Source organism: Nocardia sp. CDC153 (assembly GCF_035818515.1).
In the GTDB taxonomy this organism is placed as follows: domain Bacteria; phylum Actinomycetota; class Actinomycetes; order Mycobacteriales; family Mycobacteriaceae; genus Nocardia.
Genome location: NZ_JAYKYU010000002.1, coordinates 1,643,523 through 1,656,404, shown reverse-complemented (window position 1 = coordinate 1,656,404; position 12,882 = coordinate 1,643,523). Strand labels below are relative to the sequence as shown.

General features: G+C 67.6%; 13 protein-coding genes. 6 read left to right on the top strand and 7 right to left on the bottom strand.

Features of this window, described 5'->3' with window-relative positions; translation table 11 throughout:
- Positions 1-128 precede the first annotated feature (128 nt).
- Entirely contained in the window at positions 129-959 is an 831-nt protein-coding gene (locus VMT65_RS16230) for a MerR family transcriptional regulator (RefSeq protein ID WP_326309025.1), read from the top strand.
- A 50-nt stretch (positions 960-1,009) separates the two neighbouring features.
- Here VMT65_RS16230 and VMT65_RS16225 read toward each other — a convergent pair whose 3' ends face one another.
- Positions 1,010-2,158 carry a PQQ-dependent sugar dehydrogenase gene (locus VMT65_RS16225; RefSeq protein WP_326309024.1) on the bottom strand — a complete coding sequence of 383 codons (1,149 nt, stop codon included), beginning with the start codon at positions 2,156-2,158 and terminating at the stop codon, positions 1,010-1,012.
- 135 nt (positions 2,159-2,293) lie between these two features.
- Here VMT65_RS16225 and VMT65_RS16220 point away from each other — a divergent pair, with 135 nt between their 5' ends.
- A complete protein-coding gene (locus VMT65_RS16220; RefSeq protein WP_326309023.1) occupies positions 2,294-3,199 on the top strand; it encodes a DoxX family protein in 906 nt (301 codons plus the stop codon).
- Between the two features lie 81 nt (positions 3,200-3,280).
- Here the strand turns inward: VMT65_RS16220 and VMT65_RS16215 are convergent, their stop codons facing one another.
- The 3 genes from VMT65_RS16215 to VMT65_RS16205 form a co-directional block, all read right to left on the bottom strand.
- Positions 3,281-3,580, bottom strand: coding sequence for a hypothetical protein (locus VMT65_RS16215; RefSeq protein ID WP_326309022.1), 300 nt, complete (start codon positions 3,578-3,580; stop codon positions 3,281-3,283).
- Positions 3,581-3,610: 30 nt separating this feature from the next.
- Positions 3,611-5,452: a dihydroxy-acid dehydratase gene (gene ilvD / locus VMT65_RS16210; protein ID WP_326309021.1), complete on the bottom strand. Its 1,842-nt coding sequence runs from the start codon at positions 5,450-5,452 to the stop codon at positions 3,611-3,613.
- A 121-nt stretch (positions 5,453-5,573) separates the two neighbouring features.
- A complete protein-coding gene (locus VMT65_RS16205) occupies positions 5,574-6,062 on the bottom strand; it encodes a PH domain-containing protein (RefSeq protein ID WP_326309020.1) in 489 nt (162 codons plus the stop codon).
- A 321-nt stretch (positions 6,063-6,383) separates the two neighbouring features.
- On the opposite strand from VMT65_RS16205, the gene VMT65_RS16200 reads away from it, so the two are divergent.
- The 3 genes from VMT65_RS16200 (at position 6,384) to ilvC (ending at position 9,913) form a co-directional block, all read left to right on the top strand.
- Entirely contained in the window at positions 6,384-8,339 is a 1,956-nt protein-coding gene (locus tag VMT65_RS16200) for an acetolactate synthase large subunit (protein WP_326309019.1), read from the top strand.
- Positions 8,336-8,839 (top strand): acetolactate synthase small subunit, encoded by a 504-nt coding sequence (gene ilvN / locus VMT65_RS16195; RefSeq protein WP_120735846.1) that lies wholly within the window; start codon positions 8,336-8,338, stop codon positions 8,837-8,839. The genes VMT65_RS16200 and ilvN overlap by 4 nt, the downstream gene beginning before the upstream one ends.
- A 72-nt stretch (positions 8,840-8,911) precedes the next feature.
- Positions 8,912-9,913, top strand: a complete 1,002-nt coding sequence (ilvC, locus tag VMT65_RS16190; RefSeq protein WP_326309198.1) for a ketol-acid reductoisomerase — start codon at positions 8,912-8,914, stop codon at positions 9,911-9,913.
- 125 nt (positions 9,914-10,038) lie between these two features.
- Here ilvC and VMT65_RS16185 read toward each other — a convergent pair whose 3' ends face one another.
- The 3 genes from VMT65_RS16185 to VMT65_RS16175 form a co-directional block, all read right to left on the bottom strand.
- Complete coding sequence (locus VMT65_RS16185) at positions 10,039-10,347, bottom strand: hypothetical protein (protein WP_326309018.1); 309 nt, start codon at positions 10,345-10,347, stop codon at positions 10,039-10,041.
- Between the two features lie 148 nt (positions 10,348-10,495).
- Positions 10,496-11,215 carry a hypothetical protein gene (locus VMT65_RS16180; RefSeq protein WP_326309017.1) on the bottom strand — a complete coding sequence of 240 codons (720 nt, stop codon included), beginning with the start codon at positions 11,213-11,215 and terminating at the stop codon, positions 10,496-10,498.
- A 130-nt stretch (positions 11,216-11,345) separates the two neighbouring features.
- Positions 11,346-12,116, bottom strand: a complete 771-nt coding sequence (locus VMT65_RS16175; RefSeq protein ID WP_326309016.1) for an SDR family NAD(P)-dependent oxidoreductase — start codon at positions 12,114-12,116, stop codon at positions 11,346-11,348.
- 123 nt (positions 12,117-12,239) lie between these two features.
- On the opposite strand from VMT65_RS16175, the gene VMT65_RS16170 reads away from it, so the two are divergent.
- The gene (locus VMT65_RS16170) at positions 12,240-12,851 is read left to right on the top strand and encodes a TetR/AcrR family transcriptional regulator (protein ID WP_326309015.1); all 612 of its coding nucleotides are present in this window, start codon (positions 12,240-12,242) and stop codon (positions 12,849-12,851) included.
- The last annotated feature ends 31 nt before the right edge of the window (positions 12,852-12,882 follow it).

The window sequence follows — 12,882 nt, the reverse complement described above, 5'->3', positions numbered from 1 at the left end:
CCACCGCCGACCCCCCACCACCACAAATTCCTCTTTGGGGGGGGCGGTCACCCCCCCCCCCGCCCCGAGCCTTCGAGTGATCATGGGCTTGACCCTCACACCGTGTGAGACCCGAGCCTGGAGGTGTCATGTTCAGTATTGGAGACTTCGCCAGGTTCGGGTCGGTGTCGGTGCGGATGTTGCGGCACTACGACGATCTCGGGCTGTTGCGGCCTTACGAGGTTGATCCGTGTTCCGGCTATCGGTTCTATGCGGCCGAGCAGCTCTCGCGGCTCAATCGAATCGTCGCGTTGAAGGATCTCGGCTTCACCTTGAATCAGGTGGCCGAGATTCTCGACGGGCAGCTGTCCGCGGAACGACTGCACGGCATGTTGCAGCTGCGCCGCGCACAGTTGGCCAATCAGCTCGCCGCGGACACCGCGCGGCTCGCATCCGTCGAGGCGAGGCTCCTGCGTATCGAGAAGGAGGGCGTCATGCCCGAGCAGGAAATCGTCGTCAAACCGCTGTCGGCCACGCTGGTCGCCGAAATGTCCGATGTCGCGGCCGAATCCGGCGAGGCCGCCGTCGGCCCGATCATCGAGAAGCTGTATGCCCAGATGGCGGAGTCGATTCCGGCCTCCGGCCTCACCATCACCGGTGCACCCATCGTGTATTACGAAGAGCTGGAAGCCGGTTTGCGCGTCCACGTCGCCCACCAGGTCACGGGCACCGCCGCCCCCGCCAGCCCCTTCGAGCTGCGCCTGCTCCCGGAGATCCCCCGGGCCGCCACGCTGGCACACCGCGGCAAGCTCGCGGAACTGTGCGTCTCCTTCGAGGCCATGGGCCGCTGGGCCGACGAAAACGGTTACGCCCCCAACGCTCCCATCCGTGAGGTCTACCTGCAGGCCCCCGGCGACCCGGCCTCCGACGAATGGGTCATCGAACTGCAGATGCCCGTCGAGCAGCAGGCCGCTCGATAACCGAATGCGGCGCACAGCAACAGCTGTGCGCCGCACTCGTGAGCCGGTGGCTAGTCCGGTCCGTTGCCCTGGCCCGCGGTCGGCGGCGGGATGCGGACCACGCGGTCGTCGTACTGGTTCGGGTTGCCGTCGGGCTTGTTGACCGTGCCGACCCAGATATTGCCGTCGCCGCCCAGCGTCGCGCCGTCGAGGCGGCCGTACTTGTCCTGCGCCAGCACCGAAGGCGCGGCCGTCACCGCGTGGGTGTTCTTGTCGGCCGTGGCGATCGCCAGACCCTTCTGATTGGTGAGGGAGATGGCCACGCCGTCCGAGGCGGCCGCGCAGCCCGCGACGCCCGGATGGTCGGGCCAGGTCCACGCCTTCACCGCGACGCCGTCCGGACCGACGCGCTGCAGCCGATCCTCGGTGGCGGTGCGGTCGGTGATCCAGATGGCGTCCTTGCCGTCGGTGCAGACGCCGCCCGCCACCCCGATCCCGGACACCACCACATCGGCCGACGCACCGGGCGCGGGGGAGTTGATGCTGAGCAGCTTTCCGGCCATCGAGTTGGTGTCGCCCGCCAGCGCCGGGTTCCCGGCGTCACCGGTGAGGATCAGCATCCGGTCGTGCAGGAAGTCGATGGACCCGCGATTACCGTTGAGGCCCTTGGGGATTCCGGTCAGGATCGGTTTGGGCGTGCCGCCGCCGTCGGTGGAGATGCGCACCACCCGGTTGTCGCTCGCGGTGGTGACGTAGGCGTAGATCAACCCGTCCTCACCGAAGCTGGGGGACAGGGCCAGCCCGGTGAGGCCGCCGTCCCCGGCCGGATCCACATCCACCCTGGCGACCTCGACGGGCACGGGCGGCTCGCCCTCGTCGGTGGCGACGACCTTGAGAATGCGCCCGGTGGTGCGCTCGGCCACCAGCGCGCTACCGCCATCGGGCAGCGCAACCAGCCCGCCGGTGGTGTCCAGACACGACACCACCACGGCGAGATCGGGATCCACGCACGGCAGGTCGGGCCGTTTCGCATTGGTGGGCGGGGTTTTCGGCGTCGTCGTATTCGGTTCGGCGTCCTGCCAGGTCGGCTCGGTGGTGAACGGGCTCGACGCGCGATCGTCGAAGCGCGCGCACCCGGACAGCAGCACCGCCCCGAGCGTCACGCCCAGCACCACTCTCCGCGCACCCACCCCGACATGGCCACCGGCAACCAAACTCATGGTTGAGACGTTACGGAAAACCCGCCGCCGACGCTCGGACGGGGTGTCGCAATCCGGTGCCGTGGCGCGAATCGGACTGCGGACACGCCCGCGTTCTGCTGTGTGTCGCGCCCTTTCTCCTAATAGTCTGGCCGCGTGACTGATAAGCCGACCGAACCGTCCGCCGTGGCGGGCGACGCCACGCCCGACACGCCGCGACCGGCCGGAACGCCGGTCCGCAGCCCCTTCGACTCGCCGACCGAGCAGTTCCCCACCCCGGTCGGCATCCAGACCACCGAAGAACTGAAGACCGAGAAGATCGAGACCACGGCGAAACTGCCGCGCACCGACGAGGAACTCGGCCTGGATCCGGAGGTCCCGCTCTACTCGCAGGTCAAGAACGCGATTCCGGGTGTCGCCAACAGCACCACCGCCGAACCGTCGCCGACCTATTCGTTCGCCAGCATCCCCCCGGCCCCCGCCGCGCCCGCCGACGGCAATGGCCGCCCGCGCCGCCGCGACGAGCGCCGCGGCACCCTGGACCTCGGACTTCTCCTGCTGCGCTTGGTCATCGGCGGCACCTTCGTCTACCACGGGCTGCAGAAGGCCACCGGCTGGTTCCACGGTCCCGGGCTGGACGGCATCAAGACCGCCATGGAGAGCGGCGGCTGGAAGCACGTCGACATCGCCGCGCCCATGCTCATCGCCGGTGAGCTCGGCGGTGGCGTGCTGGTCGCGATCGGCCTGGCCACCCCGCTGGCGGCGGGCGCGCTGCTCGCGGTCATCCTCGACGCGTGGATGTGGAAGCAGGGCATGAACCCCGGCTTCCAGTACTCGGCCAAGGGCAATTCGGTAGAGCTGGAATCGATTCTGGTCGGGCTGACCACCGTGCTGATCCTGACCGGACCCGGCCGCTTGTCCCTGGACCGCAATCGGGGCTGGTCCTCGCGGCCGTTCCTGGGTTCCCTGGCCGCCTTCGTGGCGGCCGTGGTGGCCGCGATCCTCACCTACGTCTATCTGCACGGCGGCAACCCGCTCACGGGTATCGGTCCCTTCGACTGACGACCCCCGAAACACAGAGCCTCTCGAAACACGAAGCGGCCGGGACGATCTCGACGATCGTCCCGGCCGCCTTTTCGCGCCTCAGTACTGACGGGCGGTCCAGGACTCCCACTCGTGGAAGGTCTCCTGGTGCAGCTGCAGCACCCGACCCGACTTGGCGTCGATCTCCCGCTCGAGCAGCGCCCGGTGCGCATTGCTCTGCATCACCTCGTCCGGAGTCATCATGAACTCCGTGGACTCCAGGTGCCGCACCTCCGCGGCCAACTCCTCGGCCTCCGCGAGCAGCGCCTTGGCCTCCGCGTTGCGGGCGTCCGAGCGCTGGAGCATGGCGGTGTACTCGGCCAGCATGGAGTCGGCCTTACCGATGTATTCGATTGTCATTCCTTGGCTTTCTCGACTCAGAGCACGGGCTTACGGCACGCGCCGGACGGCACCCTTGTCGGCGGAGGTGGCGAGCGCGGCGTACGCGCGCAGCGCCGTGGTCACCGGGCGCTCGCGGTTCACGGGCTGCCAAGGCCGTTCGGACGCTTCCATTTTCACCCGACGCTCCGCGAGAACCTCTTCGGGGACCAGCAATTCGAGTGCGCGGGTGTGCACATCGATGCGAATCCGGTCACCGTTCTCGATCAGGCCGATGGAGCCGCCGCTGGCCGCCTCCGGGGAGATGTGGCCGATGGACAGGCCCGAGGTGCCGCCGGAGAAGCGGCCGTCGGTGATGAGCGCGCACACCTTGCCCAGGCCGACGCCCTTGAGGAACGAGGTGGGGTGCAGCATCTCCTGCATGCCCGGGCCGCCCGAGGGACCCTCGTAGCGGACCACGACCACATCGCCGGGCTTGATCTCCTTGCCCAGGATCTTGGAGACCGCCTCCTCCTGCGACTCGACCACCACGGCCGGGCCCTCGAAGGTGAACAGATCCTCGTCGATGCCGGCGGTTTTCAGGATCGCGCCGTCCGGGGCGATATTGCCGCGCAGCACGCACAGGCCGCCCTCGACGGTGTAGGCGTGCTCCTTGTCGCGGATGCAGCCGCCCACGGCGTCGGTGTCCAGCGAGGACCAGCGGTTCTCGGTGGAGAACGGCACGGTGGTGCGGACACCGCCGGGCGCGGCGTGGAACAGCTCGATGGCCTCCGCAGATGCCTTGCCGGAGCGGATGTCCCAGGTATCGAGCCACTCGTCGAAGGACTTGGTGTGCACGGTGGTCACGTCGGTCTCGAGCAGACCGGCGCGGCGCAGCTCGCCGAGGATGGCGGGAATGCCACCGGCGCGGTGCACATCCTCCATGTGGTAGTCCGAGTTCGGCGACACCTTCGACAGGCACGGAACCCGACGCGAGATCTCGTCGATGGTCTGCAGATCGAACTCGATCTCACCCTCCTGCGCCGCGGCCAGGGTGTGCAGCACGGTGTTGGTGGAACCGCCCATGGCCACGTCGAGCGCCATGGCATTGCGGAAAGCCTTGGCATTGGCCACATTTCGCGGCAGCACCGAGGCGTCGTCATCGCGGTACCAGCGGGTGGCGATGTCCACGATCACCTTGCCCGCCTTCTCGAACAGCGCGCGGCGGGCGGCGTGGGTGGCCAGCGTCGAGCCATTGCCCGGCAGCGCCAGACCCAGCGCCTCGGTGAGGCAGTTCATGGAGTTGGCGGTGAACATGCCCGAGCAGGAACCACAGGTCGGGCAGGCGGAGCGCTCGACCTCGGTGAGCCCGTCCTCGGTCACATGCGGCGAGGCGCTCGCGGAGATGGCGGTGATCAGATCGGTCGGGGCCTGGGCCACGCCGCCGACGACCACGGCCTTACCGGCCTCCATCGGGCCGCCGGAGACGAACACGGCCGGAATGTTCAGGCGCATGGCGGCATTCAGCATGCCGGGGGTGATCTTGTCGCAGTTGGAGATGCAGACCAGCGCGTCCGCGGTGTGCGCGTTGGCCATGTATTCCACCGAGTCGGCGATGATCTCGCGCGAGGGCAGCGAGTACAGCATGCCGCCGTGGCCCATGGCGATGCCGTCATCGACGGCGATGGTGTGGAATTCGCGCGGCACGCCACCGGCGGCCCGGACCGCCTCGGCCACGATCTCGCCGACATCCTTCAGGTGCACGTGGCCGGGGACGAACTGGGTGTAGGAGTTCGCGATGGCGACGATCGGCTTCCCGAAATCGGAGTCGGTGAGGCCGGTCGCGCGCCAGAGGGCGCGAGCGCCCGCGGCATTGCGTCCGGCGGTGGTGGTGCGTGAGCGAAGCGGTGGCATGGGTCAGGTCCTCGGTTCGTGTGTCGCAGTGGGCTGTTTCGCGACTTCCGGCGGGCATCAACGTTACTCCCGGGCCATGAACTCGATCACCGCCGGTAGAAACTCCGCACCCCCGAAACGCCTACGACTCGCCGGATTCGGCCTCGGTTTCGGTCGATTCTGCTTCCTCCTCGGTCGGACCCTCGGTTTCCTCCGGCTCGGCGAAGGGGTCCGGGATGCGGCCGTTGGACGCGGCGACCAGAGTGGCCAGCTGCCCGTAGCCGACCGCGGGGAGGGTCACGTCGGAGTCGTCGGCCAGGTGAACCTGGAGGTAGCCGCGCTTGGGGATGCGCAGGCCCTTGATATCGGCCCAGTCGATGTGGCGCGAGCCGAGCAGGGTGCGGGTGTCGATCCCATTGTCCGAGACGGTGGTGCGGGTCCGTTCGACCCAGATCACCATGATCAACGGGATGGCGAAGAGCACCCACAGCACCCGCGGCCAGCCGAAGAAGGGGAAGGCCACGCAGAACAGCAGGATGAACACCCCGAGGTGAGCGAGCCGGGGAATGCGGATCACCTGACCCGCGTCCGATTCGGACTCGGGCGTGTGGGACGATCGAGCAGGTGGCACGGACTGATGCTGTGAGGACACACCCACATCCTTGCATCATGGTGAACGGACCCGAATAACCGCACTGTCTCACATAATGAGACCCAATAGGTCAGCTGTTTGACTGAACGACCAACGCGCAATTACCGTCGAGCGCGTGAATCGAACCGAGCTTCTCGTAATCGGCAAGCGCGTCCAGCGCTGAGCCGACGACTGTAAGTCAATTACGTCAGCTCGCAGCTGCGACGCGCCACCCTCGAACAGCCACCTGGCTGTCGGGGGCTTTTTTGTGTTCAGGCAAGTCCATGAACTGGAACGACAAGCAGTAAAGGAACCAAGACGGTGAGCGCACCTACCGCACGGCCCGGGCCCTCGGCCCGTAAGCCCGCGCCTTCGGCCCAGCCGACCGCGGCTCCGGCCGCTACCCCGAATCGTCGCCAGGTCCCGCCCGAGCGGGTCACCGGCGCGCAGTCCGTTGTTCGCTCCCTCGAGGAGCTCGGCGTCGACACGATTTTCGGTATTCCGGGCGGTGCTGTCCTTCCCGTCTACGACCCGCTGTTCGATTCGACCAAGGTCCGCCACGTGCTGGTGCGTCACGAGCAGGGCGCGGGTCACGCCGCGACCGGTTACGCCCAGGCGACCGGCAAGGTCGGTGTGTGCATGGCCACATCCGGTCCGGGCGCGACCAACCTGGTCACCCCGATCGCCGACGCGCAGATGGACTCGGTGCCGCTGGTGGCCATCACCGGCCAGGTCGGCCGCTCGCTGATCGGCACCGACGCGTTCCAGGAAGCCGACATCTCCGGCATCACCATGGCGTGCACCAAGCACAACTTCCTGGTCACCGACCCGATCGACATCCCGCGCATGATCGCCGAGGCGTTCCACCTGGCCTCCACCGGTCGCCCGGGCGCGGTGCTGGTCGACATCCCGAAGGACGTGCTGCAGGCGCAGACCACCTTCTCTTGGCCGCCGGAGATGAAGCTGCCTGGCTACCGTCCGGTTACCAAGCCGCACGGCAAGCAGGTGCGCGAGGCCGCGCGGATGATCATGGACGCCAAGGCGCCCGTGCTCTACGTCGGCGGCGGTGTCATCAAGGCCGACGCCTCGGCCGAACTGCTGGAACTGGCCGAGCTGACCGGCATCCCGGTGGTCACCACCCTGATGGCGCGCGGCGCGTTCCCCGACACCCACACCCTCAACATGGGCATGCCCGGCATGCACGGCACCGTGGGAGCCGTTGCGGCACTGCAGCGTTCGGACCTGCTGATCACCCTGGGCGCGCGCTTCGACGACCGCGTCACCGGTCAGCTGGACTCCTTCGCGCCCAATGCCAAGGTCATCCACGCCGACATCGACCCGGCCGAGATCGGCAAGAACCGCCACGCGGACGTGCCGATCGTGGGCGACTGCCGCGAGGTCATCGCCGAGCTCATCGAGACCCTCAAGGCCGACCCGGCCGCCGCGGGCAAGACCCCGCTGCTGGAGCTGGGCGAGTGGTGGACCTACCTGTCCGGCGTGCGCGATCAGTACCCGCTGGGCTGGAAGACCCCGTCCGACGGTTCGCTCTCGCCCGAGTTCGTCATCGAGAAGCTGGGCCAGCTCGCCGGACCCGACGCCATCTACTGCGCCGGCGTCGGCCAGCACCAGATGTGGGCCGCGCAGTTCATCAAGTACGAGAAGCCGCGCACCTGGCTGAATTCCGGTGGTCTGGGCACCATGGGCTACGCCGTGCCCGCCGCCATGGGCGCCAAGATGGGCATGCCGGACCGCGAGGTCTGGGCCATCGACGGTGACGGCTGCTTCCAGATGACCAATCAGGAGCTGGCCACCTGTGCCGTCGAGGGCGTGCCGATCAAGGTGGCGCTGATCAACAACGGCAACCTGGGCATGGTGCGGCAGTGGCAGACGCTGTTCTACGAGCAGCGCTACTCCAACACCGATCTGGGCACCCACACCCTGCGCATCCCCGACTTCGTGAAGCTGGCGGAAGCGCTGGGCTGCCACGGCATTCGCGTGGAGAAGGAAGAGGATGTGGAGGCCGCGATCCGCGAGGCGCAGTCGATCAACGACCGTCCCGTGGTGATCGACTTCATCGTCGGCAAGGACGCGCAGGTGTGGCCGATGGTCGCCGCCGGTACGTCCAACGACGAGATCATGGCCGCGCGCGGCATCCGCCCGCTGTTCGACGATGACGAGTCGGCCTCCGAGCCCGCCGTGATCCACGAGGCCATGTCGCACGAAAAGGCTTCGCTGGCCGCCCATGAGCGCGCCGCCCAGAAGGGGACCGAGGAATGACCACCACCCACACCCTGTCCGTGCTGGTGGAGGACAAGCCGGGCGTGCTGGCGCGCGTGGCGTCGCTGTTCTCCCGCCGCGGCTTCAATATCCAGTCGCTGGCGGTCGGCGGCACCGAGATTCCCGAGATCTCGCGCATGACCATCGTCGTCACCGTGGAGGACCTGCCGCTCGAGCAGGTCACCAAGCAGCTCAACAAGCTGGTGAACGTGATCAAGATCGTCGAGCAGGACGCCGACTCCTCGGTGGCCCGCGAACTGATCCTGGTCAAGGTGCGCGCCGATGCTTCCGTGCGCACCCAGGTCATCGAATCGGTGAACCTGTTCCGCGCCAAGGTGATCGACGTGTCGCCCGACGCGCTGACCATCGAGGCCACCGGCACCCGCTCCAAGCTGGACGCGCTGCTGCGCATGCTGGAGCCGTACGGGATCCGTGAGATCGTGCAGTCGGGTGTCGTGGCCGTGGGCCGCGGACCCAAGTCGATCACGGCCACCCGGTAATTCCGGTGTAATTCGCCGGCAGATACTTCAACTAACCAAAACAATCCGAAGGGAACCACAGTGGCAGTCGAGATGTTCTATGACGACGATGCTGACCTGTCGATCATCCAGGGCAAGAAGGTCGCCGTCATCGGCTACGGCTCGCAGGGCCACGCCCACTCGCTGAGCCTGCGCGACTCGGGCGTCGACGTGCGCATCGGCCTCAAGGAGGGCTCGAAGTCGCGCGCCAAGGCCGAGGAAGCCGGTCTGACCGTCGGCACTCCGGCCGAGGTCGCCGAGTGGGCCGACGTCATCATGGTCCTCGCGCCCGACACCGCGCAGGCCTCGATCTTCACCAACGACATCGAGCCGCACCTGAAGGACGGCGACGCGCTGTTCTTCGGCCACGGCCTGAACATCCACTTCGGTCTGATCAAGGCTCCGGCCAATGTCACCGTCGGCATGGTCGCCCCGAAGGGCCCGGGCCACCTGGTGCGTCGCCAGTTCGTCGACGGCAAGGGCGTTCCCGCCCTGATCGCCATCGACCAGGACCCGACCGGCAACGGTCAGGCGCTGGCCCTGTCCTACGCCAAGGGCATCGGCGGCACCCGCGCGGGCGTCATCAAGACCACCTTCAAGGAAGAGACCGAGACCGACCTCTTCGGTGAGCAGGCCGTGCTCTGCGGCGGCACCGAGGAACTGGTCAAGACCGGTTTCGAGGTCATGGTCGAGGCCGGTTACGCGCCGGAGATGGCCTACTTCGAGGTGCTGCACGAGCTCAAGCTGATCGTCGACCTGATGTACGAGGGCGGCATCGCGCGCATGAACTACTCGGTCTCCGACACCGCCGAGTTCGGTGGCTACCTGTCGGGCCCGCGCGTCATCGACGCCGGGACCAAGGAGCGCATGAAGGACATCCTGCGCGACATCCAGGACGGCACCTTCGTCAAGCGCCTGGTCGCCAATGTCGAGGGCGGCAACAAGGAGCTGGAGGCGCTCCGCAAGGAGAACGCCGAGCACCCGATCGAGGTCACCGGTGCCAAGCTGCGCGGCCTGATGAGCTGGGTCGACCGGCCGATCACCGAGACCGCCTAAGGTTTCCGGGATTTCACCCGCGAAGGCCCGCCAGGATCTCCTGGCGGGCCTTCGTTGTTCGTGCCGGAAGGGGAATCCGCACGGGGTATTCGAGTGTCGCCGCGATCTTTCGGGGTTATCGCGAATTACCAGCTGCCCGTGCTGGGCAGCGCGTTGCGCCACCAGCAGTCATCGTTGTTGTTCCACCAGCCGCCGCGGTTCCAGTCGTTGCCGCGGTTCCAGTCGTCGTGATCACGATGGTGGTGCCAGTCGTCGCGGTCGTTGTCCCACCAGGGGTTGCCGCCGCCGTGGTGCGGCCAGGCCACATCGGTGGGGGCATTGTCGAGCGGAACGTCGGCGGAGGCCGGAATGGTCACCGCGGCAAGGGGAATGAGGGCGATGGCACCGGCGACGGCCACGCGGGCGGTCATCCGGCGTAAGGATGTCGACTTCATGGTCAGCAACTGTGCCCGAGTCACCGCCGCTCGCGGAACGGTTTTCCTGTGAATTCAGGGCCGAATGGTTCTTATGTATGACCGCGACCCTGAGCAACCCTGAAACCCATTGCACGGCAATGGCCCGCAGGATTTCTCCCGAGCCGGATCAAATCAGCGCGCCGGTTCCCGCACCGACGATGGTTCCGGCCGCCAGGCCCACCACGCCGCCGATCATGCATCCGGGCGGCCCGGTCATCGCGAAGACGAGCGGAGCGATCGGACCGAACGGAAGTGTTGCGATGGCCGCGCCCGCTACACAACCGAGGACGGCGCCACCGGCGGCTCCGGCCAACGCGCCCGCGGCAATATGGTCGGCGCGGCTGGGTGGGACACCGATGGAACGGGTGAACTGGGAGATCTGCGCTTCGGGACCCGCCAGGGCGGCATTGATCTGGGCGACCTGGTCGTCGCTGAGGAAGTCCGGGGCGATGGTGGTGAGGTCACCGGCGCGCAGTTCGCGCGGGTTGGTGGGGACGATCACGCCGATGTCCGGCGTCGGCTCCGGTGCGTGCAGGTCGCCCGGCTGGATCGGAGCGGGGGCGTAGTCGCGCTTCGGGTCCGGCCGGGTCGGGGCGTAATCGCTTTGCGGCGCAACGCCGTGCGCGTCGTCCTGCGGCGAGACCTGCGGAGCCTGCGGCGGGACCGCGGTCACGCCCGGCTGGGCGCCGCCGGGGGTGGGGGAACCCGGATCCGGTTGCGTCACACCGGGTTGCGGCACGGCCTGGGCGACGGCGCTGATACTCAGCACCGCGGTCATCGGGATGGTGGAGACGGCGGCGCGCAACAATATGCGCTGAGCTGCCGTCTGCCTACGGTGCTTCGCCATGGGCCCCCTTATGTAAAGCTCCGTCAAACCCTATGGCATGGCCGTGCCGAAGATCATAAAACGGACGAAACGTATTGTGCCACAACGGCCCCGTGGGAGCCCTCCCGTGGGGCCGTTCGCGCTGCGGCCGTCAGTAATGCGTGCCGCCGTCGATCCGAATCTCGGTGCCGGTGATGAACGCGCCGTCATCCGACGCGAGCATGGCGACGACGCCCGCGACGGTGTCCGGCGACGCGAAGCCCTGCCCGATGCCGGGGGCCAGCTTCATGAACAGGCTCAGATCGGCGTCCGCGGGCAGCCCCGGACCGCGCCCATCGGTCATATCGCTCGAAATCGACCCCGGCGCAACGGCAACCACGCGCAACCCCTGCTTGGAGTACTCCGCCGCGAGCGCGTGAGTCATGGACATGATCCCGCCCTTGGACGCGGCATACGCGGACATGTACGGATGCGCGAAGAACGCCGACGTGGACGTGAAGTTCACGATCACACCCTTGTCGGACTCCAGCAGCCGGGGGAGCGCTTCGCGAATCATCAGGAAGGTGCCGGTCAGATTGACCGTGATGATCTTGTTGAAATCCGCGAGCGGCATCTCGTGGGTATGCGCCGACCGCAGAATCCCCGCCGCATTGATCAACGCGTCGATCCCGCCGAGCGTCTCGACCGCGGCCGCGACGCCGGCCTGCACCGACTCCTCATCGGCAATATCGATCTTCAGCGTGGTGAGCCGATCCGCATTCCCCTGCTCGGAGGCCTGCTTGGCGGTCTCCGCCAGCCCCGCCTCGTTCACATCCGCCCCGACGACCTGCCCACCCTCGGCCAGAATCCGGTGCACGGTGGCCCGCCCGATCCCCGACCCCGCCCCGGTGATCACTACGCGACGACCCTCAAACCGCTCCATTGCGAATCTCCTCAACTAGGTACTTCAACCTCTGCCTGACACGCTACGCCTACATGGCACACCGTGCCAGACTGGCATCCCGTCGACTAGGATCGCCTGGTAGCCCACCCCGAAGGAGGTGAAATGTCCGCCCAACCCCTCGACCCCCGCCGCCCGTCCCTGGCGGAACGCCGCAAATCCGAAACCCGCATGGAAATAGCCCGCACCGCCGCCCGCCTCTTCGCCGCCCACGGCACCGCCGAGGTAACCGCCGACCAAATAGCCGCCGAATCCGGCGTAGCCCTCCGCACCTTCTACCGCTACGCCCGAACAAAGGAAGACGCCGTAGAACCCATGCTCGCCGCAGGCGCCCAACGCTGGCTAGCCGAAATCGCCCACCTGCCCCACCTCCCCACCCCCTCCGATTTCGAATCCGCCGCAGTCCGCTCCCTAACCCTCGGCGACTCCCCCCAAGACCTCGAAATCACCCGAGGCCTCCTCCAGGCCATGGACTCCGACCCCGCCCTCCGCGCCATCTGGCACCGAATCAACATGGAAGCCGAACGCGACCTCCACCGCCTCCTGGTGGAATTGGCTGGGCCGCAATCGGATCCGATTCACCTACGGCTCCGTGCGGCCGGCGCCGCAGGCGCAATCCGGGTAGCCCTGGAGCTGTGGGCCGCCGCGAACGGTCCTGCGGTAGGCGAAGGCTCCCCGGCCGATCTGGTCAAGCGCTGCATGCGCGACCTGCTGTGAACCCCTGACATCCGAAACGACCGAGTCGTTT

Coding starts and splice junctions, on each gene's coding strand:
- VMT65_RS16230 (WP_326309025.1), top strand. CDS start 129: ATGTTCAGTATTGGAGACTTCGCCAGGTTCGGGTCGGTGTCGGTGCGG.
- VMT65_RS16225 (WP_326309024.1), bottom strand. CDS start 2,158: ATGAGTTTGGTTGCCGGTGGCCATGTCGGGGTGGGTGCGCGGAGAGTG.
- VMT65_RS16215 (WP_326309022.1), bottom strand. CDS start 3,580: ATGACAATCGAATACATCGGTAAGGCCGACTCCATGCTGGCCGAGTAC.
- ilvD (WP_326309021.1), bottom strand. CDS start 5,452: ATGCCACCGCTTCGCTCACGCACCACCACCGCCGGACGCAATGCCGCG.
- ilvN (WP_120735846.1), top strand. CDS start 8,336: ATGACCACCACCCACACCCTGTCCGTGCTGGTGGAGGACAAGCCGGGC.
- ilvC (WP_326309198.1), top strand. CDS start 8,912: ATGTTCTATGACGACGATGCTGACCTGTCGATCATCCAGGGCAAGAAG.
- VMT65_RS16185 (WP_326309018.1), bottom strand. CDS start 10,347: ATGAAGTCGACATCCTTACGCCGGATGACCGCCCGCGTGGCCGTCGCC.
- VMT65_RS16180 (WP_326309017.1), bottom strand. CDS start 11,215: ATGGCGAAGCACCGTAGGCAGACGGCAGCTCAGCGCATATTGTTGCGC.
- VMT65_RS16175 (WP_326309016.1), bottom strand. CDS start 12,116: ATGGAGCGGTTTGAGGGTCGTCGCGTAGTGATCACCGGGGCGGGGTCG.
- VMT65_RS16170 (WP_326309015.1), top strand. CDS start 12,240: ATGTCCGCCCAACCCCTCGACCCCCGCCGCCCGTCCCTGGCGGAACGC.